This window comes from Deferrisoma sp., from assembly GCF_054681715.1.
In genome coordinates this window covers 1-20,078 of sequence record NZ_BAAHFQ010000057.1, presented here as the reverse complement: position 1 = coordinate 20,078, position 20,078 = coordinate 1, and the positions used below count along the sequence as shown (strand labels likewise).

Here is a 20,078-nt window from a genome sequence, read left to right as displayed (position 1 = left end):
GTTGGTTGACCCAACCCTTCAGAAAACCTTCGGTCCTAGGAAACCCTCTCCTTTTTCCTCCGGTGGCTCACCTCCTTTTTGCCAGGTCGTGGGAAACCGAATCTACCCCTCCGAAACCCTCTCTATCTCCGAACCAAGCCGTCCCCAAGGGGGACGGTGGAGGTCAATAAAAAACCTCGCGCGCGGAGCATAACAGCGGTTCAAAACGGGTGTCAAGCCCCGAAACGCCGTTCTCATGCCGCAAAACGCGAGGTCGCTTGCCTGTAGGGTGGTCCGGCAACCCGTTGCTCCCTGGTTCAGGGGTCCGTGGCCGAATCGGCGGCGAGTATAGCCATCGGCCGCGCGGTTGGCAAGGGGTGGGCGAAAAGGGGCGATGTTCAGGCGGTTTCGCCGGGGAGCCGGCGGGGGAGCTTGGCGAGGCGGTCGAGCAGGGTTGCGGGGTCGAGGGGTTTGAGGAGGTAGCCGTCCACCCCGAGTTCCTTCGCCTGGAGCACGGTGTCGGCGTCGGAGCGGGAGGTGAGGACCAGGATCGGGAGGTGGCGGGTCTTTGCGCCGGCCCGGAGCCGCATGACGAGCTTGAGGCCGTCGAGCACGGGCATGACGATGTCGGTGAGCACGGCGTCGTAGCGATTCGTGAGGGCGAGTTTCAGGGCCTCGAGGCCGTTTTCCGCGAGGTCGCAGGTGTGCCCCGCGCCTTCGAGGATCTCGGCGGCCTTCTTCCGGACCACGGAACTGTCGTCCACGACGAGAATGTGCATGGCGAGTCCGCTCGGACGCTGGGACGCGAGGACGTTGGGACGGTGCGGCGTGGCCCCCTCACCCCGGCCCTCTCCCCCCGCCGGGGGGAGAGGGAGGCACACGGCGACGGCCCCTGGCGCAAAGCGGTTCCCCCTCCCCTGGCGGGAGGGGGACAGGGGGAGGGGGGGAGGAACGCCTTCCCCTGGTCCTCGCCCCCCGGGGAAGAGGAAGTCTCTTTACGGGTGGCGCCGGGCGCCGGCGTCGAGGTCGGGTTGGGCCGAGGTAGCCCCCTTGATCGCCCCTCCGGGGGGTGGCACCTGTGCCCTCCCAAGCCCTGTTGGGAGGTATCGGCAGGGATGGCGTGCTTCTTGAGGGGCTGCGAAGGCGGGTGTTAGAGTCGGCCAGGCGGCTGGCAGTGCGCCGGGGGTGCGCGGGTGGGAGCGAACGATGACGCCGGGGCCGCCCGCCTTTCCGCCGCCCAGCCGCCTAGCTGCCTAGCGAAAAACCGGAGGTCCCCATGGAACATCCATCCGGCCCCCGCCGGAAGGTGCGGGTGCTGCCCGACGAGATCGCGAACCGCATCGCCGCCGGCGAGGTGGTGGAGCGGCCCGCGAGCGTGGTGAAGGAGCTCGTGGAGAACGCCGTGGACGCGGGGGCGACCCGGGTCCGAATCCGGATCGAGGAGGCGGGGAAGGGCCTCGTGGCCGTGGAGGACGACGGCGAGGGCATGACCCGCGACGACGCCCTGCTGGCCCTCGAGCGGCACGCCACGAGCAAGATCTTGGGCGCCGAGGACCTCGACCGGATCACCACGCTGGGGTTCCGGGGGGAAGCGTTGCCGAGCATCGCCTCGGTCAGCCGGATGCGGATCGTGACCCGGCCGCCCGAGGCGGACGAGGCCACCGAGATCCGGGTGGAGGGGGGACGGTTGGTCTCGGTGGAGGCCGCCGGGGCGCCCCGGGGCACCACGGTGGAGGTGGCGGACCTCTTTTTCAACGTGCCGGCCCGGCTCAAGTTCCTCAAAGCCGACGCCACGGAGCTTCGCCACTGCGTGGAGACCGTCACCCAGCTCGCGCTCGTGCACTACGACGTGGGATTCGAGCTCCGCAGCCAGGGCCGGGTGCTCCTGGCGGCCCCGCCGGGCCAGAGCCTGGAGGAGCGCACGGCCCAGGTGGCGGGGGCGGAGGCCCCGAGGGGGCTCCACTGGGCCCGAAGCGGCGAGGGCGACCGGGGGCTCACCTTCGCGTTCGCGGCGCCCCACGAGGGCCGGGGCCACCGCCGGGGGCTGCGGCTCTTCGTGAACGGTAGGCCGGTGCAGGACCGGCTCCTGGTGCGGTCGGTGACCGAGGGGTACCGGGGGCTCCTGGAGTCGGGCCGGTATCCGCTGGCGCTCCTGTGGGTCGAGATCCCGCCCGACGAGGTGGACGTGAACGTCCACCCAGCCAAGCGGGAGGTCCGGTTCCGGGACGAGGGCCGGGTGTTCCGGTGGGTGGCCGGGTTCGTGGCCGAGAGCCTGGCCCGGGCGCCGTGGCTGGAGGCCGGGGCGCCAGCGGAGAAGGACGCCGGCCCGGACGCCCCGCGGCCCGAACTCGGCCGGGTGGCCGAGGCGATCGAGGGGTACGCGCGCCGGGCCGGCTCGGGCGGCGGGGCGCCCGTGAGGGCGTGGGCCCTGCGGCCGGCCCCCGCCCGCGGGGGGGCTGGGACGCCTCGCCCCACGCCGCCGCCTCCTCCTCCCCCTTCGGGATTCCGGTTCGAAGAACCCCGGCGGGGGCCTTACGAGGGCCTGCGGTTCCTCGGAGCGGTGGAGGCCACGTACCTGGTGTTCCAGGACGTAGAGGGCCGGGAGCTCGTGGTGCTCGACCAGCACGCGGCCCACGAGCGGGTGCTCTACGAGCGGTTCCTCGCCGAAGGGCCGGCCCGGCCGGTGCAGCGGCTCCTGGTGCCCGTGACCGTGGAGTGCTCCCCCACGGAGCGGGCCCTGTTCGAGGAGCGGCGGGAGCTCCTGGAAGGCCTGGGGTTCCGGGTGGAGCCCTTCGGGGAGTCGGCCCTCGCGGTCACCGAGACCCCGGCCGAGCTCCCCGCGGCGGCGGCCGAGGCCGTGGTCCGCGACCTTCTGGCCGCCGGACCCGACGTGGTGGCCGAGGGCCGGGACGCCGTGGCCCGCCGGGCCGCCTGCGCCGCCGCCGTGAAGGCGCGAAAGGCCCTCGACGCCTCGGAGGCCCAGGCCCTCCTTTCGGCCCTGGGCCGGTGCCGGCACCCCACCCACTGCCCCCACGGCCGGCCCCTGGTGGTGCGCCTGGGCCGCAAAGAGCTCGAGGGGATGTTTCATCGGCGGTAGGGCGTTGGGACGGGGGGACGTTGGGACGTGCGGACGTGGGGACGTTGGGACGCGTGGACGTGCGGACGGGAGGACGTTCGTGAAGAAGCCACCGGCTCGGCCGGTTCCCGACGCCGGGGATCCGCTGGTGGGATCCCTCGCCACGACGAACGACGAACGGCGAACGACCGGCGAGCCGGGCCGCCTGGCCGCCCAGCCGCCTGGCCGCCCAGCGATCCTCGTCCTCACCGGCCCCACGGCCTCGGGGAAGACCCGGTTCGCCATCGAGGTGGCCGAGCGGATCGGGGGCGAGATCGTGTCGGCCGACTCCATGCAGGTGTACCGCCACCTCGACATCGGCACGGCCAAGCCCACCCCGGCCGAGCGGGCCCGGGTGCCCCACCATCTGATCGACGTGGCCGACCCCGACGAGCCGTACCACGCCGCTCGGTTCGTGGCCGAGGCCGACCGGGCCATCGCCGAGATCGCGGCGCGGGGCCTCGTGCCCATCGTGTGCGGGGGCACCGCGCTCTACGTCAAGGCGCTTCTCCACGGCCTCGCGCCCGCGCCGGGGAGGGACCCGGCCGTGCGGGCCGAGCTCGAGGCCCGGTGGGACCGGGGGGAGGCGGCGACCCTGTACGCGGAGATCCGGTCCGCCGACCCGGAAACGGCCGGGCGCCTTCACCCCAACGACCGCACGCGCATCCTGCGGGCCCTCGAGGTGTGGCGGGTGTCGGGCCGGCCGCTCTCGGCTTTCCTCCGGGAACACGGGTTCCGGGAGGCCCGCTACCGGGCGCTCCTCCTGGCGCTTCGGGTGGACCGGGCCGAGCTCTATCGCCGGATCGACGAGAGGGTTTTCGCCATGGTGGAGGCCGGGTGGGTCGACGAGGTCCGGCGGGTGCTGGCGCTGGGGTACTGGCCGGAGCTCCCCCCGCTGCGGGCCGTCGGGTACCGCCAGATCTGCGGGCACATCGTGGAAGGCCGGCCCCTGGAGGAGGTGATTCCGGAAATCCAGAAGGAGACCCGTCACTTCGCCAAGCGCCAGATGACGTGGTTCCGCCGGATGCCGGTAACGTGGGTGGAACCCGGGGACGTCGAGGGCGCGGTGGCGCGCTGGCGGGCGTTCATCGCCGCCCCCACGCCCGGACCCACGACCGTTGGGGGGGACGGAGGGGAGTAGACCGGCGACCGACGACCGACGACCGGGGACCTGCCTCACAAAGGGTTTGCAATCTTCCGGCGAGGCGCTAAGATACGCGCCCGTTTCGGTGATCCTTTTTTCCGTTTCCCTTTCCCAACGAGGGGGTTTCCCATGGCCGCCAAGGCGAAGCTCAACATCCAGGACCAGTTCCTCAACAACCTGCGGCGCGAGAAGGCCCAGGTGACCGTGCGGCTCACCTCGGGCGAGGAGGTGGAGGGGGTCGTCAAGGCCTTCGACAATTTCTGCGTCGTGGTGAAGACCCCGGGGAACTATCTCCTCCTTTACAAGCACGCCATCGCGTACATCCGCCCGTTCGAGGCCCTGAAAAAGTTTGAAGCGATTTACGAAAACTTCTAGGGCCGCCGCTCTCCTCGTCGTCTGCCTCGCCCTCGCCTTGCCGGCGCGGGCGGCCGGGGTGCCCCTGGTGGTGGAGGTCTCGTCCGAGCCCTCGCCCGCGGGGGGCGGTGTGCCGCCCGAGGTCCTTGCCGAGGCGAGCGGGCTTGCGGTGGCGGACCTGGTGGGGCGCCACGTGGCCCCGGCCGACCGGGACCGGGCGCGCTCGGCGCTCGGTCCCGCCGGCCGGTACGTGCAGCGTCTTTCCGTGCTGACCGACCGGGTGGAGGGGGGGCGCCGGGTCACCGAGGTCGAGGCCGTGGTGGACCGGGACCGGGTGCTCCAGGTGCTCGCCGGGTTCGGGATCCCCACCGCGCGGCTTGCCGTAAGGCCCCGCGTGCTCGCGACCGCCGCCCCGGGCCCCGCGGCCGCCCCGCTCGCGCGGGCGCTCGCCGACGCGCTCGAGCGCGAGGGCGTGAGGTTCCGCGCGGCCCCGGGGGGCGGCACCGCCGAGGAGGCGATCGAGGCGGCCCGCACCCTGGGGTGCCACGTGGTGTTCCTGGCCCGCGTGGAGGCTGCGGTGCAGGCGATGCCGCCGCTGGCCTCGGGCCCCGCCCTGGTGCCGGGCGAGGGGCAACCCGAAGAGGGGTGGGCGGTGGCGTCCGCCACGGCCCGGGGATGGGTGGTGGACGCGGTCACGGGGGACCCCTTGGGCGAAGCGGAGGCCACGGCCGACGGTGTCGGGGCCGACGGCGTGGAGGCCGAGGCCCGCGCCGCCGCCCGGGCGGGCCAGCGGCTCGCGGCGACGCTCCTGGGGGTGTTGGAGCGGTCGGGGTGGGTCCTCCCCGGGAAGCCGGCCACCGTGCGGATTCGGGTGAGCGGCCTCCCGGCCCCCCGGGCCCTCGAGGACCTGGAGGCGGCCCTGAGGGGCCTGGCCGAGGTGGAGGAGGTCCGGCTCGCGGAGATCGCCTGGCGGGAGGGACTGTGGGAGGTCCGCGCCCGGTCCGGGGGGTTCCCCTGGGACGTGGTGCTCTCCTGGGTAGGCTCCGTTGGCGGGCGGGTGCGGGTCGAGGCCGAGGAGGGGGGGGAGATTCGCTGCGCCTGGGTGGACGGGGAGCGGTGACGGGCGCTCGGCCGTTTCGGGCACGGGGGCTCACGGTGGATCCCCCGCTCTTCCTGGCGCCCATGGCGGGCCTCACCCACTCGGCCCTCCGGCGGCTCCTCGTGGAACTCGGCGGGGTGGGGCTCCTCTCCACCGAGATGCTCGCCGCCCGGGCCCTACCCCAGGAGCGGCCCGACCACCCGTTCCTCCTTCGCACGCCCGAAGAGACCCCCCTCTCCTGGCAGATCCTGGTGGGCCGGCCCGAAGACGTGGCGCCGGCCGTCGAGGCCTTGGAGCGCCTCGGCGCCGACGCGGTGGACCTCAACCTGGGCTGCCCGGCGCCCCAGGCCCGGAAGCGGGGCGGCGGGGCGTTCCTGGCGGCCGATCTCCCCCGGGCCCGGGCCGTGGTCCGGGAGGCGCGCCGCCGGTGGGCGGGGCCGCTCTCGGCGAAGTTCCGGTTGGGCGAAGGGCCCGACGAGGCCCCCGTGCGGGACCTCGTGGCGCTCTTGGGGGACGAGGGGGTGGACTGGGTCACGGTCCACGCCCGGTTCCGCGGGGAGCCCTATGGCCGGCCGGCCCGGTGGGAGTGGATCGCTCGGGTGAAGGCGTGGTCTTCGGTGCCCGTGGTCGGAAACGGTGGCGTGGCCACGGCCGACGATGTGGGCCGGATGCTCAGGGAGACCGGGTGCGACGGGGTCATGGTCGGCCGGGCGGCGGCAAGGACCCCGTGGCTCTTCCGGGAGGCCGCCCGGCGGGTATTTGGCCGCGACCTTCCGGCCCATCGGCCCGACCCGGCGGGGGTGTACCTGAGGTTCGCAGCCCTTCTGGCCGAGAGCTTCGAGGAGCGCCGGGCCCTGGGCCGGCTCAAGGAGTTCACCCACCACTTCGCCGAGAACTACGCCTTCGGCCATGGGCTCGCGAGCGCGGTGCAGGCCAGCCGGTCGCTGGCCCAGGCCGTGGCCCGGGCCGAGGCGTTTTTAGAGGAGCACGAGCCCCGATGGACGGTCTGCCCCTGATCCTCGCGTCCACGAGCCCGTACCGCCGGGAGCTCCTGGAGCGGCTGCGGCTTCCGTTCGAGGTGGCGGAGCCCGACTACGACGAGCCGGCGCTGACTGGGGTGGCCCCGGCCGAGCTGGCCCGGCGCCATGCCCTGGGAAAGGCCCGCTCGGTGGCCGCGGCCCACCCGGAGCGCATCGTGATCGGGTCGGACCAGGTGGCCGAGCTCGAGGGCGAGATCCTGGGGAAGCCGGGCACCCGGGAGCGGGCCGTGGCCCAACTCCTTCGGGCGTCGGGCCGGACCGTGCGGTTCCACACCGGTCTCGCCGTGGTGTGGGGCGGGCGGGAAGAGACGACGGTAGAGCCCTTTTCGGTCACGTTCCGGCGCCTCACCCCGGCCCAGATCGAGGCCTACGTGGACCTCGACCGGCCGTTGGGCTCGGCGGGGTCGTTCAAGATCGAGTCGCTCGGGATTGCCCTGATGGAACGGTTGGAGGGCCGGGACTACACGGCCCTGATCGGGTTGCCCCTCATGGCCCTGGTGGAAATGCTAGAGACGCTGGGGCTGGACGTTCTCGCGGCTCCCCGTTAAGAGATACCGGCCGCGCAGGTGGCCGAGGCTCGCTTCCAGGGCCTCGCGCACCGACGCCCGGAACTCGGCCGGCAGCCGGCCGCACGCGCCAAGCAGCGTTTCCTTGAGGTACATCTCGAAGTGGTCCCAGTACACGGGGCTCCGGAGCGCCCAGGTGCGGGCGGGATCGGCCTCGTTCTCCGCGATGGTGTGCTCCAGGGCGGCGGTGATGCCCGCGAGGAGTTCGCGCACGGCGACCGGTTCGCGCCACACCCCCTCGCGGTGGGCCGCATGGAGCGCCCGCTGAAGCTTGGTGGTGCCGGGGCAGCGGAACTCGGCCCGACTCGCCGACATGGCCTTTCCCTCCTCTTTGTGCTGGGCGGCGGGGCCGCGAGGCGGCTCGGCGGCAAGAACCTGGGGCCTCGGGCCGACGCATCGCTGGCGGTGCCGGAATCCAGGGCAGCCCTGCCCCCACGTGCCGTGGCGGCCCGCCCTCCCACGCCGCGCGGAAGCCTTTCGCCGGGGCGTGCGGCCGGTATCCATGCACGGTCCGTGCCCGTTTCCTCCCGGGAGGGAGTGGGAAAGTGGGAAACGCGCTTCCCAATCTGGGAACCAAATTCCCCTGAACAGGGACAGGAAACGGAAACGGCGTGGTGGCGCCCCCAACCCTTTGCATCCTCCGGGAAACCCGAGCGAACCGGTACTCCCTGAACGCGGTGGCCGCGCTGGTGGAGCGGGAAGGCATCCCCTGGCGGCCGGCGCGCTCGGTCCGGGACGTGGCCCGGCTCGCCGGGCCGGGCGCCACCGTGCTCTACTCGTTCATGACCCCCGAGCTCGCCCGGGTGCGGCGGGAGGTCGGGGCGCTTCGGCCGCGCCTGCCCGGGGTCCGGTGGGTGGCCGGGGGCGCCCACCCCTCGGCCGATCCGGAGGGCACCCTGGCCCTCGGGTTCGACCACGTGTTCGCCGGGGAGGCCGAGCGTACCCTGGGCCCGTTCCTCGCCGCCGGGGACGGGCCGGCGGTGATCCGGGACCCCGAGGGCGGTCCGGCCGAGCTGGACCCGTTTCCGGCCCTCTCGGAGGCGCGGCCCGGCCCGGTGGAGATCACCCGGGGGTGCCGGGGCGGGTGCCGGTTTTGCGCGGTGGGACGCCGGCGGGTGCGGCACCGCAGCCCGGAGGCGGTGGTGGCCGCGGCGGCCCGCATGGTCGCCGCGGGCCGCCGGGTGATCCGGCTCATCACCCCGGACGCCCTGGCCTACGGGGGAGGCCTCGGGGCGGTGGAGGATCTTCTCAAGGGGCTCCGGGCCCGGGGCGCCGAGCCGGTGCTGGGCACGTTCCCGTCCGAGGTGCGGCCCGAGCGGGTGACGCCCGAGGCGGCCGAGCTCGTGGCGCGGCTCTGCCACAACCGCACCCTGGTGATCGGCGGACAGTCGGGAAGCGACCGGGTGCTCCGGTTCCTTGGTCGGGGCCACACCGTGGCCGACGTGGTGGCGGCGGCGCGGAACGCCGCGGGGGCGGGGCTTCGGCCCCACGTGGACGTGATCTTCGGGATTCCCGGGGAGACCCCGGAGGAACAGGCCGCCACAGCCAACCTGGCCCGGGAGCTCCACCGGGCGTTTGGCGCCCGGATCCACGCCCACTATTTCCACCCGCTCCCGGGCACCCCCCTGTGGGAGGCCGACCCGGAGTCCCTGTACCCGGAGACCGAGGCGTTCCTCGTGGGGGCCGAGAGGGCGGGCTACCTGGACGGCTCGTGGCGCGAGCAGATCGAGCTCGCCCGCCGGATCCGAGGGTGGGCCGAGCGGGGGTGGATCGGGACGGCTAGGCGGCTGGGCAGCTAGGCGGCTGGGCGGCTGGACGTCGTCAAGGCAGGTCAGGCGCGCGAGGCGCGCCCCATGGTTTTGCTATTTCCAATTTCGATACAATGGCTGTGGTCTGCCAATAGTGGGGCGGTGCCGATTCGGGGGAGGCCGCCGGGCCGCCTCGCTGCCTAGCCGCCCAGCCGCAAGAGGGGTCCTCATGTCCTACAAAGTCCTTGACCTCTTCAAAGACCTGCCCGGCACGAACTGCGGCGACTGCGGGAAGCCGGGCTGTTTCGCATTTGCCACCGCGGTGTACCTGGAGGCCTACCCCCTGGAACGCTGCCCCCACCTGGGGGAGGCCGGGGCCGCGATCCGGGCCAAGCTGGAGGCCGACCGGGCCGAGGGCGGGGGCCGGAAGCCCGACTCCAGCGAGCAGGCCCTGGAGCACCTGCTGGGCGTGATCGCGGGGCGCGACCTCGCCGAGGTGGCCGAGCGGTGCGGCGGGCGCTACCGGGAGGGGCCCCCCGAGGCCGTGGAGGTGGCGTTCCTGGGCATCCCCCACCGGATCCTGCGGGACGACGTCGTGGCCGAGGCCGAGGCGCCCACAGTGTGGGTGAAGATCCTCCTTCTCATCTACGCCACCCGGGCCACCGGCAGGCCCCCCGCCGGGGAGTGGATCGCGTTTCGGGAACTCCCCAACTCGGTGAGCAAGGCCAAGTCGTTCGAGGGCTCGGCGGCCCGGATCGCGGACGGGTTCGCCGGCGAGCCCGGGGCGCTGGCCGAGGCCGTGGGCCGCGTGGGGGGGCTTTCGGTGGATCACCCCTCGGCGCCCCAGGCGTTCCGGATCGACGCTCTGCCCCGGGTGCCGCTCCTCCTGCTCTTCTGGCCTCCGGACGAGGAGTTCGGCGCCCGGGCCGCCCTGCTCGTGGACCGCGGGGTGCTCGACTACCTCGACCAGGAGGCCCTGGTGTTCCTGTCGGAAGCCCTGGCCCAGAAACTCCTGGGCGGGGATCTCGCCGAGGTGGTGGCGTGACGTTCCGGCACCTGGAGGCCTTCGTGGCCGTCGCCCGGGAAGGGGGGTTCACCCGGGCGGCCGAGCGGCTTTGCCTCACCCAGCCCACGGTGAGCGGCCAGATCCGGGAGCTGGAGGAGGATCTGGGGCTGGAGCTCTTCCACCGCCTGCCCCGGGCGGTGGAGCTCACCGACGCGGGGAAAGCGCTTCTTCCAAAAGCCCTCGATGTCCTAGCCGCCCGGGACCGGTTCGCCCAGGAGGCGGCGGCGTTGCGGGGCGTCGTGGCCGGGGAGCTTGCGGTGCACGCGAGCACGATTCCCGGGGAGTACCTGCTGCCGCCCGTGCTGGCCCGGTTCAAGGCCGAGCACCCCGGGGTGCGGGTGGTCCTCGAGGTGGCCGACACGAGCGAGGTGCTCCGCCGGGTGGAAGCCGGCGAGGCGGGGGTGGGAATCGTGGGGAGCGAAGCCGGGGGCGATCTGCTCTCGGAACCCCTCTGGGGAGACCGGATCGTCCTCCTGGTGCCCGCGGGCTGGCCGGTGGCCGACCGGATCGCGCCGGAGGACCTGGGGGACCTGCCCCTGGTGGCCCGGGAGCCGGGTTCCGGAACGCGCCGCACCGTGGAGGCCGCCCTGGGGGACCGAAGGGTGCACCCTCGGGTGGTGGCCGAGTTGGGGTCGACCACGGCGGTGCTCGAGGCGGTGAAGGCCGGGCTGGGTGCCGGGTTCGTCTCGGAGCGGGCAGCGGCCGAGGCCCTGGCCTCGGGCCGGGTTCGCAGCGTGGCCGTGGACGGCGTGGTCCCCGTGAGCCGGCGGTTTCTGGCGGTCTGGCACCCCCGCCGGGCCCTGGGGCCTGCGGCCCGGGCTCTGCTCGAGATCCTGCGGGAAGAGGCTGGATCAACCGACGGGTGAGCCCTGCTCAGCCGGCTCCTTCTCGTTTTCGTCCCCCCCCTGGCCGTCCGCTTCGTCTCCGGGCTTCGGCCCGAACACCCTGGCCACCACGATGCTGATCTCGTAGAGGACCCACAGGGGGCCGGCCATCATCATCTGGGTGACCACGTCCGGCGGCGTGAGCACCGCCGCAGCGACGAAGATGATCACCAAGGCGTAGCCCCGGTTCCGGGACAGGGTGCGGTGGGTGATCAGGCCCATCTTCGCCAGGAAGAACACGATCACCGGCAGCTCGAACACCACCCCGAAGGCCAGGAGGAGCTTGATCGCAAATCCCACGTAGGCGTCGATGGAGATCGAGGCCTGGATCGGCCCCCCGGCGGCGTACCCCAGCAGGAACTTGAACCCGAACGGAAACACCACGGTGAACGCGAAGGTCACCCCGGCGAAGAAAAAGAGCGTGGCCGTGCCCACGAACGGCCAGACGTAGCGCTTTTCGTGGGGATAGAGCCCCGGGGCCACGAACTTCCAGGCCTGGTACAGGATCACCGGGCTCGCGAGCAGAATCCCCCCCAGGAACCCCATCTTGAGGTGGGTGAGGAACCCCTCCTGCACCCGGATCATCGCCAGCGTGCTCCCCTCGGGCAGGGCCTCCACCAGGGGTTGCACGAAAAACGCGAACAGCCGTTCGCTCACCCCGTAGCAGGCGGCGAACCCGGCGATCACGGCCACGGCGCATTTGATGAGCCGCTGGCGCAGTTCCTCCAGGTGGGCCGTGAACGGCAGCTTCTCCTGGTCCTCGGGGTCGAGGGGCGGGGTTTCGGGCGTGTCGGTCATGGGGGGTCGCGGTCCAAGGGGTTACGCGCCGGACGCGGGTCCCGCGTCGGTCTTCTCGGGCGTTTCCGGATCGGCCGGCTTGGGCTCGGCGTCGGTGTCCGGGGGCGGGCCGGGCCGGGTCTGGGCCCGGGCCTTCTCCAGGTCCTTCCAGAGTTCCTGGGGGTCCAGGGGCTTGTGGACCTCCTGGTAGATGGTCCGCTGGATGTCCTCGGTGGCCCGGCGGAACTCGGCCAGGCCCCGGCCCAGGGCGCGGGCCAGGTCGGGGAGCCGCTTGGGTCCGATCACGATGAGGGCGATCCCCAAAACGAGGAGGATTTCGCCCATTCCCATTCCGAACATCGGAATATCCTAAAGAAAGGCTGGGAAGCTGGGAGGCTGGGAGGTTAGGAGGCGTCGGGCCTCCGCGATCCAGGTTATTGTAACGTTCCCCAGCCGTAGCCTCTCGCCCGGGTCGGCGGGCGCGCCGCCGGCCCGGGCGATGGCGGTTCAGGCTACGGGTGGTGCCGCCCGGCTGTCAAGAAAGCGGGACCGAAGGGCCGGCGCTTCCTCACCGCAGCCACTCGGCGATCCGGACCCGCCACACGAGGGCCGTGAGCGCCTGCACGAGTTCGTCGGTGGTGAAGGCGCAGTGGCCGTAGCGGTCCACCCGGAAATGGGTGCGCCAGAGGGCCGAGCCCGAAAACAGGGTTTTCAGCCCGTAGAGGGGCTCGTGCCAGCAGGGGACGATGGGGTCCCCCGTGGTGTGGAGGGTGACCAGGGGAACCCGAAGGCGGCCCGAGGTCTCGTACCCCTCCGCCACGGCCTGCCGGGCCTCGGGGTCGGCCCGGAACCGCTGGATCCGCAGGTTGAGCCGCCAGTCGTTGTCCGAGCCCGAGTACCAACGCCGGGTGTTGTCGTAGGGGTTCCCGCCCAGCTTCTCCCGGGCGTCGTTCGTCCCGAACACGTTGTACCAGAGCACCCCGAGCACGGTCTGGGCCACGGTCTCGGGAACGGCCGGGTCCACGGGCGCCCGGGCCACCCGGAGCAACTGCTCCGTGGCGTGTGGATTCGCACCGATCGCGGCGAGAACCCGGGGGACGTACACGTCGTCCCACCGGGCGATCAGTTCCTCCGGGATCTCGACCGCGGTTCCCGGCAGCACCCGCGGGAAGAAGTAGTCAAAAAGGACCCGGAAATCCCCCACGTAGTCCAGTTGCCGCTGGAAGCTCCCGATGGGGCCGCAGGCGGCGAGCCCGCCGGAGAAGAGATCCGGGTGTTCCTCCAGGGCCAGCACGGTCACGGCCCCTCCCTCGGACGCCCCGGCGAGGAGAACCCGGGTCGGGTAGAGGCCCTCCGACGGGAACACGGTGTCCACGAGCTCCCGGACGTCCTCTACCGCTTCGGGAACCACGAGCCCCGTGTCCCGGTAGCTCGTCACCGCGAAGGCGTACCCGAGCCCGGTCACGAGGTCGGGGATCGAGGTGCCGTCGGGGAGCACGAGCTGGTCCTCGGGGATCGCGACCGGCTCCAGGGGCGAGACGTACCCGTGGGCGAACACGAGAACATCGCCGTTCCACGGATCGGGCACGCAGATCCGGTAAAGGGCGCCGCCCGGCTGGATCCCGTCGCGGCAAGTGGCGGCCGGGGAGGGGGGCGCGAGGACGAGGCAGGCGAACAGGGCGGAGACGAGGGCGCGGCCGAACCTCATGGGCTTTCCTCCTTTCCCGGGCGCGGAACCGGAACGCCCGGGCACGGGCGCCCTCCCGGAGAGCCGTGGGTCGCCGCCTTCGCGGGGGCAAGCCTAGCGCGCGAATCGCGGGGCACAAGGGGAGACGTTCACGCGGCATCCAGCCGGACCGGCAGAAGCCCGGTGGCCGCGACCCCCTCGGGGGTCACCCGGGTGCCGAGGGCGTAGACCTCCACCCCGGCCCGGGCGGCGCGGGCCAGGCCCTGGGCGTAGGCCGGGTCGATGTCGGCCGCGGGCTCGAACCGCCGGCCGTCCTCGCGCTGCACCACGTACACCATGGCCGCCCGGTCCCCCTCGGCCACCCGGGCCGCGAGCTCCTCCAGATGCCGGAGCCCCCGGGCGGTCACGGCGTCGGGGAACCGGGCGGCCCCGTCCTCCACGAGGGTCACGTTCTTGACCTCGACCCAGCACCGGCCCGCCGGGCCCCGGAGCACCAGGTCCACCCGGCTCCGCTCCCCCATGGGGCGCTCCCGCTGGATCTGGGCGAACCCGGAAAGCCCCGGGATCGCCCCGCGCCGCACCGCTTCGGCCACGAGCCGGTTGGGCACGCCGGTGTCCACCCCCACCCAGAACCCGTCGGCCTCGATCGCCTTCCAGGTGTAGCGGAGTTTCCGTTTGGGGTTTCGACTGTCCCACAGGAGCGCCCGGTGCCCCGGGAAGAGGCACCCCCTCATCGAGCCGGTGTTCGGGCAGTGGGCCACCGTGGGGGTGCCGTCGTCGAGCACCACGTCGGCCAGGAATCGCTGGCGCCGGGCCTGGAACACGCCGAACACCCGGGGTTCGGGAAACGGGACGAACGGGTTCAAGGGGGGGACCTCCTCGTCCGATGAAAAGGGGGAACGACGCCGCACCCGGAGGTGAGACCCATGAAGGGAATCGGCTGGATCGTGATCCTGCTCGGGCTCCTGGGCGTGGGGTATCTGCTGGCCCGGGATCTGGGGGTCCTCCAGGGCCGGGCCGACGGTCGGGCCGTGCTCGAGCCCCTGGAGCGGGCCAAGGACGTGGCCGACAGCGTTCGCTCCACCGAGGAGGCCGTGAAACAGGCCCTGGAGAAGATCTCGAAGGAGTGAGTCGGGGCGGACGCTAGGACGCGCCGTGCGGCGAGGCGGCTAGGCTGCGGGGCGGCCGGGCGGCTCCAGCGTGGGGAGGTTCCGTCCGCACGTCCCAGCGTCCCAACGTCCTACCGTCCCCACGTCCTCGCGTCCTAACGTCCACGAATCCCAGCGTCCGCAGGTCCCACCGTCACCGCGTCCCCACGGTCGTCACTCCAAACGGTAGTCGAACTGGGCGAAGAGCCGCAGGCGCCGGATGCTCCAATGCCGGGGGAACTCCGGGAACACCGCCCGGCGCACAGCCTCGGCCGCCTCGTCGTCGAGCACCGGGCTTCCCGAGCTCCGGGTGACCTGGATCTCCTCGGCCCGGCCCTCGGGCGTGATCGTGAAGCCCACGGTCACGGAACCGGGCCGGCCCGCCGCCAGGAGCGCCTCCTTCCACCGCCACGACACGTCGATCGCGGTCTGCACCCGGTCGAGGTATCCCCGGTAGCGCGGGTCGGCCGCCCCGAGCTGCAGGGTCACCTCCTCGGCGCCGCCTGCCGGATCCGGGGGGCGGCGCACGGCGGCGGCCAGGTCGCGGCTCCGGGGTAGGAGCGCGGCGAGGGGCGGCGGAGCCGGCCGGGGCTCGGCCTCGGGGGCGGGGGCCGGCTTCGCGACCGGCCCGGCACGCGGGGCCGGCGGGACCTCCCCGGGTTGGGGCGCCGGGGATGGGGTCTCGGGCGGCGGCCGAGCCTCGCGTGGCGCCGGTTCCGGTTTGGGGGGCGGTTTCGGCTTCTGCTTCGCCGCCTGCTCCGGCTTCGGCCGGCGCTTTGGCCGGGCGGGGGGCCGGGGCCGCCGGTCCCGCCCGGGGGCCGGTTCGGCCGGGAGTTCCCGCATCTCCACGAGCACCGCCTCGGGCTCGCTCCGGTCCGGCGCCTCGGGTCCGGGAAACCACCAGGCGGCCCCCAGGTGCGCCGCCACCGAGAGCGCCAGAGCCAGGAGCGGCGGCAGAATGTCCTCCCGAAACGCCAGGGGTTCCATGGCCGGGGGTTGTCTCCCTCACTCCAGTTCGTCCGCCACGTCGGGGAGGTCCTTGAACCGCAGGTAGGCGTCGCCCACCTGGGCCGTGGCGGGTATGGCCCTGAGCTCCAAGCCGAAGGGCTCGCAGGCCGCGGCCAGCGCGCGCTTTAGGACCTCGAGGGCCCGCCGGGCCTCCCCCGCGGGCGGCGTTTCGGGCCACTCCAGGCTGATCCAGCAGGGGGTCCAGCGGGCGTCTCCCCCCACGGCCGGCCCCTCGCAGCCCCGCCCCCGGCCCGAGAACCGCACGCCCCCGCCGGCCCCCGGTGCCAGTCGGCCGGGCTCGAGGAGCTCCGCGATCTCCTCCAGGGCGGCCTCGGGAAGGCTGATCTCGAAGAGCACCCGCACCATGACCTCGGCCTCCTTGACCGGCGCAAACGCCAAGGGTCCAGGCTAAGCCAGCCGGCCGGCCGGGGCAAGCTCGCCTTGCCGGTTGGGAAAACCGGCTGTTATGATCGGCTAGGCGGCTGGGCGGCTGGGCGGCTAGGCGGCTAGGCGGCTGGAAAGCTGGAAGGCTCGCAAAGCCAGCAAAGCCCGCAAGGCCCGGGGGGGCGAAAGCTGCCTTTGCAGGACTCCGGGGGGCCGCTCCGCGTCGGGCAAGGGGCCGATCGCGGAATCCGTTACTTCTTCGTGCACCGGGGGCAGAGCACCCATGACCGAAACGTCCCAGGCCCGATGCGCCTCGCCGGTTTCCCGCCGGGCCCAGGCGCTGCCGAGCTTCATCGCGATGGACGTGCTGGAAACCGCCGTGGCCATGGAGCGGGGCGGGGCGCACATCGTGCACCTCGAGGTCGGGGAGCCCGACTTCGACACCCCCGAGCCCGTGCGGCGGGCCGCCGCCGAGGCCCTGGAGCGGGGGGAGACCCACTACACCCACAGCCTGGGGATCCACGAACTGCGAGCCGAGATCGCGGCCCACTACCGGGCCCGGTACGGGGTGGACGTGGACCCGGAGCGGGTGATCGTGACCTCGGGGTCGTCGCCGGCCCTGTTCCTCACCTTCGCGGCGCTCCTGGACCCGGGGGACCAGGTGGTGGTCACCGACCCGTGCTACGCCTGTTATCCCCCGATCATCGAGTTCTGCGGGGGGGAGCCGGTGCGGGTGCGGGTGCGCGAGGAGGACGCGTTCCAGTTCGTGCCCGAGGACCTCACGGGGCCGGTGGGGCCCCGGACCAAGGCCGTGCTTGTGAACTCGCCCGCCAACCCCACGGGCACCCTGATCGACCGCGACCGGATGGCCGAGGTGGCCCGCCGGGCCGAGGCAGCCGGGGCCTACGTGGTGTCCGACGAGATCTACCACGGGCTCGTGTACGAGGGCCGGGAGCACTCGATCCTGGAGTTCACCGACCGGGCCTTCGTGATCAACGGGTTCTCGAAGCTCTACGCCATGACCGGCTGGCGGCTCGGGTACGTGATCGCCCCGCCCGAGTTCGTGCGGCCCATGCAGAAGATCCAGCAGAACTTCTTCATCTCGGCCAACGCCTTCGTGCAACGGGCCGGCATCGCGGCTCTCACCCAGACCGACCCCCACGTGGCCGAGATGCTCGCCACCTACGACCGGCGCCGGCGCTACATGATCGAGCGGCTCGAGGCCATGGGGTTCCGGTTCCGGTGCCACCCCACGGGGGCGTTCTATGTGTTCGTGAACGTGCGCCACCTCACCGACGACGTCTATCGGTTCGCCTTCGACATCCTGGAGAAGGCCCGGGTGGGGTGCACGCCGGGGGTGGATTTCGGCCCAGGGGGGGAAGGGTACATCCGGTTCACCTACGCCAACTCCCTCGAGAACATCCGCGAGGGCATGGACCGGCTCGAGGCCTACCTCGCAGAGCGGTCCGCGGAGGCCCGATGATCACGTTCGATCTGTCGTGCGACCAGGGACACCGCTTCGAGGGCTGGTTCCGGAACCGGAAGGAGTTCGAGCGCCAGCTCGCCGAGGGGCTCCTCGTGTGCCCCCTGTGCGGGTCGGGGGAGATCAAGAAGGAGCCGAGCGCCCCAGCCGTGCACGTGGCCCGGCGGACCGCCCCCGAGACCCCGCCCCCCGGGGCGGGGCAGGCCGAGAAGCCCCGGCCCGAGGCCTTTTTCCTCGCGCTCGCCCGGTTCGTGGAGAAGCATTTCGAGGACGTGGGCGACCGGTTCGCCGACGAGGCCCGCAAGATCCACCGGGGCGAGGCCGAGGCCCGAAACATCCGGGGCACCACCACCCCAGCCGAGGAGGAGGCCCTCCGGGAGGAGGGGGTCGAGTTCCTGAAGGTTCCCCTGCCCAAATACGATGCCTGAGCTCTCCGCCCCCGTGCGCGTGACCTGGGATCTGCCGCCCGACCCGGACCTCGCCAGGGCGCTCTGGGGCCGGCTGTGCGAGGCCCGGGTGCTGTTCGTCGAGGTCCACGTGGCTCCCACGGCACTCGCCGGTCTCTCTGGCCTCGCCCACGGGTGGGCCGAGGCCTCGGGGCCCCGCCCGTCGCTCCTGGGGCGCGCCGACCCCCTTCTGGCCGCCTTCGAGGCCCTGGGGCCGCGGGCCGTGGCCGAGGCCGAGGTGAAGGTGCTGCCCCCCTACCGGCCGGAGCGGAGCGTCGAGGCGCTGGCCGGGGCCACCCACCGGCTCGGGCCCGCGCTGTGGTGCGATCCCGAGGGGCTCGGGGAGCTGCCCGAGGCGGTCCGGCTCGCCCGCGCGTACGGCCTGTCCGGGGTGGATCTGCTGAACCCCCCCGCACCGGCCCGGCCCCTTTCGGCCGGGGACCGGGCCCGGGCCGCGGAGCTCTGGCGGGCCGAGGGCGAGGGGTTGGAGGCCCGGGTCCACGATCTCTTCCTCGCCCGGGACATGGGCCTCGACGTGTCGGGCTACCGGGGCTGCCAGGGGGCCTCGTTCCTCGCCCACGTGACGGCCGAAGGCCGGCTCGTGGCCTGCCGGACCCACCCGGTGGACCTCGGCGACCTCGCCTCCACCCCCCTGACCGGCCTCTGGGCCGCCCCCCGGCGGGCCGAGGCGGCCGCCCGGCTGGGGGCCGTGCCCGAGGCCTGCGGGGCCTGTGGGCTCTCGGCTTCGTGCCGGGGGGGGTGCCCGGGCCTCGCCGGTCCCGACGGCCGCGACGCCTCCTGCCCCGGCCCGGTGCCGCCATGATCTACCTCGACCAGGCCGCCAGCTCCCATCCCAAGCCGCCGGAGGTGTACCGGGCCGCGGCCGAGGCCCTGGAGCTCGGGGCCAATCCCGGCCGCTCGGGCCACCGCCGGGCCCTGGAGGCGGCCCGCCGGATCCACGGCGCCCGCGAGGCCGTGGCCCGGCTCTTCGGGGTGGCCGACCCGGCCCGGATCGTCTTCACCCTCAACGGCACCCACGCCCTGAACCAGGCCCTCAAGGGGGTGCTTCGGCCGGGGGATCACGTGGTCACCTCGGTGATGGAGCACAACAGCGTGCTCCGGCCCCTGGCCGCCCTGGAGCGGAAGGGCGTCTCGGTGACCCGGGTGGGGGCCGACGCCCAGGGCCGGGTGCGGGCCGCCGAGATCGAGAAGGCCATCCGGCCCGAGACCCGGCTCGTGGCGTTGGTGCACGCGTCGAACGTGTCGGGCACCCTGCAACCGGCGGCCGAGGTGGGGGAACTGTGCCGGAAGAAGGGAATCGTGTTTTTGCTCGACGCGGCCCAGACCGCCGGGGTCGTGCCGATCGCCGTGGAGGACCTGGGCTGCCACCTTCTGGCCGCCCCGGGCCACAAGGGCCTCCTGGGGCCCCAGGGCACCGGGGTGCTCTACGTGCATCCCGATCTCGAACTGGAGCCGCTCCTCGACGGGGGCACCGGGACCCGGAGCGAGGAGCCCCGGATGCCGGCCGAGATGCCCGAGGCCCTGGAGGGCGGCACGCTGAACACCCCCGGGATCGCGGGGCTCGGGGCGGGGGTCGAGTGGCTTCTCGGCCGGGGGGTCGAGGCCGTCCGGCGCCACGAGGAGGAGATCCTCGGGGTCCTGCTTCCCGAGCTTCGGCGGATCCCGGGGCTCGTGCTCTACGGCCCGGAGGACCCGGCCGAGCGGGTGGCCGTGGTGTCGTTCAACCTCGAGGGCCGGGACGGCGCCCACGTGGGGTTCGCCCTAGACGAGCTCCACGGCATCGCGGTTCGGGTGGGCCTCCACTGCGCGCCGCTGGCCCACAAGGCCCTGGGGTCGTTTCCGGCCGGCTCGGTCCGGGCGAGCTTTGGGGCGATGAACTCGTTGGCCGACGCCGAGGCCCTGGTCCGGGCCCTCCGGGAGATCGCCCGGCTGTGAGGGCAGGCCCGCGGCCGAAAACCGGGATCGAGGTAAAATGGGCCTCCCGGCTTCTCTGTGTCGTAGTTCGCAGCTTCATGAGTTCCTCGGGGCGTGGGGCTGGGGGCCCCTCCTTCGCTGAACGGCCTCGCAGGGGCCGCCTCGGCGCGGTCCGCTGCGGCGCGTGAGTGCGCGCGCCGCAGCCTCTCCCCTGG

General features: G+C 73.2%; 22 protein-coding genes. 14 read left to right on the top strand and 8 right to left on the bottom strand.

Translation table 11 applies throughout. The features are described from left to right. Positions 1–377: 377 nt before the first annotated feature. The gene (locus tag ACY0I8_RS09820) at positions 378–758 is read right to left on the bottom strand and encodes a response regulator (protein ID WP_461394598.1); all 381 of its coding nucleotides are present in this window, start codon (positions 756–758) and stop codon (positions 378–380) included. A gap of 497 nt (positions 759–1,255) precedes the next feature. Between ACY0I8_RS09820 and mutL the strand changes: the two genes are divergently transcribed. The 6 genes from mutL to ACY0I8_RS09790 all read left to right on the top strand — a co-directional run bounded on the left by mutL (position 1,256) and on the right by ACY0I8_RS09790 (position 7,279). Continuing rightward, on the top strand, positions 1,256–3,076 hold the full coding sequence (mutL, locus tag ACY0I8_RS09815) for a DNA mismatch repair endonuclease MutL (RefSeq protein ID WP_461394597.1): 1,821 nt from the start codon (positions 1,256–1,258) through the stop codon (positions 3,074–3,076). 79 nt (positions 3,077–3,155) lie between these two features. Continuing rightward, on the top strand, positions 3,156–4,235 hold the full coding sequence (gene miaA, locus ACY0I8_RS09810; RefSeq protein WP_461394596.1) for a tRNA (adenosine(37)-N6)-dimethylallyltransferase MiaA: 1,080 nt from the start codon (positions 3,156–3,158) through the stop codon (positions 4,233–4,235). 132 nt (positions 4,236–4,367) lie between these two features. Further along, positions 4,368–4,613: an RNA chaperone Hfq gene (gene hfq, locus ACY0I8_RS09805; RefSeq protein ID WP_459941504.1), complete on the top strand. Its 246-nt coding sequence runs from the start codon at positions 4,368–4,370 to the stop codon at positions 4,611–4,613. 58 nt (positions 4,614–4,671) lie between these two features. Further along, positions 4,672–5,712 (top strand): hypothetical protein, encoded by a 1,041-nt coding sequence (locus tag ACY0I8_RS09800; protein ID WP_461394595.1) that lies wholly within the window; start codon positions 4,672–4,674, stop codon positions 5,710–5,712. Then, positions 5,709–6,707: a tRNA dihydrouridine synthase gene (locus tag ACY0I8_RS09795; protein WP_461394594.1), complete on the top strand. Its 999-nt coding sequence runs from the start codon at positions 5,709–5,711 to the stop codon at positions 6,705–6,707. The genes ACY0I8_RS09800 and ACY0I8_RS09795 overlap by 4 nt, the downstream gene beginning before the upstream one ends. Next, entirely contained in the window at positions 6,689–7,279 is a 591-nt protein-coding gene (locus ACY0I8_RS09790; RefSeq protein WP_461394593.1) for a Maf family protein, read from the top strand. Before ACY0I8_RS09795 ends, ACY0I8_RS09790 begins: the two co-directional genes overlap by 19 nt. On the opposite strand, the gene ACY0I8_RS09785 is transcribed toward ACY0I8_RS09790, so the two are convergent. Beyond that, positions 7,238–7,612 carry a hypothetical protein gene (locus ACY0I8_RS09785; RefSeq protein ID WP_461394592.1) on the bottom strand — a complete coding sequence of 125 codons (375 nt, stop codon included), beginning with the start codon at positions 7,610–7,612 and terminating at the stop codon, positions 7,238–7,240. The genes ACY0I8_RS09790 and ACY0I8_RS09785 overlap by 42 nt on opposite strands. Before the next feature lie 299 nt (positions 7,613–7,911). Here ACY0I8_RS09785 and ACY0I8_RS09780 point away from each other — a divergent pair, with 299 nt between their 5' ends. The 3 genes from ACY0I8_RS09780 to ACY0I8_RS09770 all read left to right on the top strand — a co-directional run bounded on the left by ACY0I8_RS09780 (position 7,912) and on the right by ACY0I8_RS09770 (position 10,977). Further along, positions 7,912–9,096, top strand: coding sequence for a TIGR04013 family B12-binding domain/radical SAM domain-containing protein (locus tag ACY0I8_RS09780; protein ID WP_461394591.1), 1,185 nt, complete (start codon positions 7,912–7,914; stop codon positions 9,094–9,096). Positions 9,097–9,274: 178 nt separating this feature from the next. Further along, the gene (locus ACY0I8_RS09775) at positions 9,275–10,090 is read left to right on the top strand and encodes a DUF3786 domain-containing protein (protein WP_461394590.1); all 816 of its coding nucleotides are present in this window, start codon (positions 9,275–9,277) and stop codon (positions 10,088–10,090) included. Further along, positions 10,087–10,977, top strand: coding sequence for a LysR substrate-binding domain-containing protein (locus ACY0I8_RS09770; protein WP_461394589.1), 891 nt, complete (start codon positions 10,087–10,089; stop codon positions 10,975–10,977). Before ACY0I8_RS09775 ends, ACY0I8_RS09770 begins: the two co-directional genes overlap by 4 nt. Here ACY0I8_RS09770 and tatC read toward each other — a convergent pair. The 4 genes from tatC to sfsA form a co-directional block, all read right to left on the bottom strand. After that, entirely contained in the window at positions 10,963–11,793 is an 831-nt protein-coding gene (tatC, locus tag ACY0I8_RS09765) for a twin-arginine translocase subunit TatC (protein WP_461394588.1), read from the bottom strand. The genes ACY0I8_RS09770 and tatC overlap by 15 nt on opposite strands. A 21-nt stretch (positions 11,794–11,814) precedes the next feature. After that, a complete protein-coding gene (locus ACY0I8_RS09760; RefSeq protein WP_459941513.1) occupies positions 11,815–12,117 on the bottom strand; it encodes a twin-arginine translocase TatA/TatE family subunit in 303 nt (100 codons plus the stop codon). A gap of 223 nt (positions 12,118–12,340) precedes the next feature. Beyond that, entirely contained in the window at positions 12,341–13,480 is a 1,140-nt protein-coding gene (locus tag ACY0I8_RS09755) for a hypothetical protein (protein WP_461394587.1), read from the bottom strand. Positions 13,481–13,608: 128 nt separating this feature from the next. Beyond that, positions 13,609–14,325 carry a DNA/RNA nuclease SfsA gene (gene sfsA / locus ACY0I8_RS09750; RefSeq protein WP_461394586.1) on the bottom strand — a complete coding sequence of 239 codons (717 nt, stop codon included), beginning with the start codon at positions 14,323–14,325 and terminating at the stop codon, positions 13,609–13,611. 60 nt (positions 14,326–14,385) lie between these two features. On the opposite strand from sfsA, the gene ACY0I8_RS09745 reads away from it, so the two are divergent. Beyond that, positions 14,386–14,589, top strand: coding sequence for a hypothetical protein (locus ACY0I8_RS09745; protein WP_461394585.1), 204 nt, complete (start codon positions 14,386–14,388; stop codon positions 14,587–14,589). Positions 14,590–14,781: 192 nt separating this feature from the next. On the opposite strand, the gene ACY0I8_RS09740 is transcribed toward ACY0I8_RS09745, so the two are convergent. Together ACY0I8_RS09740 and ACY0I8_RS09735 are read right to left on the bottom strand one after the other, a co-directional pair. Further along, positions 14,782–15,594: an energy transducer TonB gene (locus ACY0I8_RS09740; protein ID WP_461394584.1), complete on the bottom strand. Its 813-nt coding sequence runs from the start codon at positions 15,592–15,594 to the stop codon at positions 14,782–14,784. A gap of 18 nt (positions 15,595–15,612) precedes the next feature. Further along, complete coding sequence (locus ACY0I8_RS09735) at positions 15,613–15,981, bottom strand: hypothetical protein (protein WP_461394583.1); 369 nt, start codon at positions 15,979–15,981, stop codon at positions 15,613–15,615. Between the two features lie 301 nt (positions 15,982–16,282). On the opposite strand from ACY0I8_RS09735, the gene ACY0I8_RS09730 reads away from it, so the two are divergent. From ACY0I8_RS09730 to ACY0I8_RS09715, 4 genes are read left to right on the top strand one after another with little or no spacing between them, the layout of a single operon-like run. Then, the gene (locus ACY0I8_RS09730; RefSeq protein ID WP_461394582.1) at positions 16,283–17,482 is read left to right on the top strand and encodes a pyridoxal phosphate-dependent aminotransferase; all 1,200 of its coding nucleotides are present in this window, start codon (positions 16,283–16,285) and stop codon (positions 17,480–17,482) included. Continuing rightward, positions 17,479–17,910, top strand: coding sequence for a DUF1178 family protein (locus ACY0I8_RS09725; protein ID WP_461394581.1), 432 nt, complete (start codon positions 17,479–17,481; stop codon positions 17,908–17,910). Before ACY0I8_RS09730 ends, ACY0I8_RS09725 begins: the two co-directional genes overlap by 4 nt. Positions 17,911–17,923: 13 nt before the next feature. Beyond that, complete coding sequence (locus ACY0I8_RS09720) at positions 17,924–18,751, top strand: hypothetical protein (RefSeq protein ID WP_461394580.1); 828 nt, start codon at positions 17,924–17,926, stop codon at positions 18,749–18,751. Further along, on the top strand, positions 18,748–19,884 hold the full coding sequence (locus tag ACY0I8_RS09715) for an aminotransferase class V-fold PLP-dependent enzyme (protein ID WP_461394579.1): 1,137 nt from the start codon (positions 18,748–18,750) through the stop codon (positions 19,882–19,884). Before ACY0I8_RS09720 ends, ACY0I8_RS09715 begins: the two co-directional genes overlap by 4 nt. The last annotated feature ends 194 nt before the right edge of the window (positions 19,885–20,078 follow it).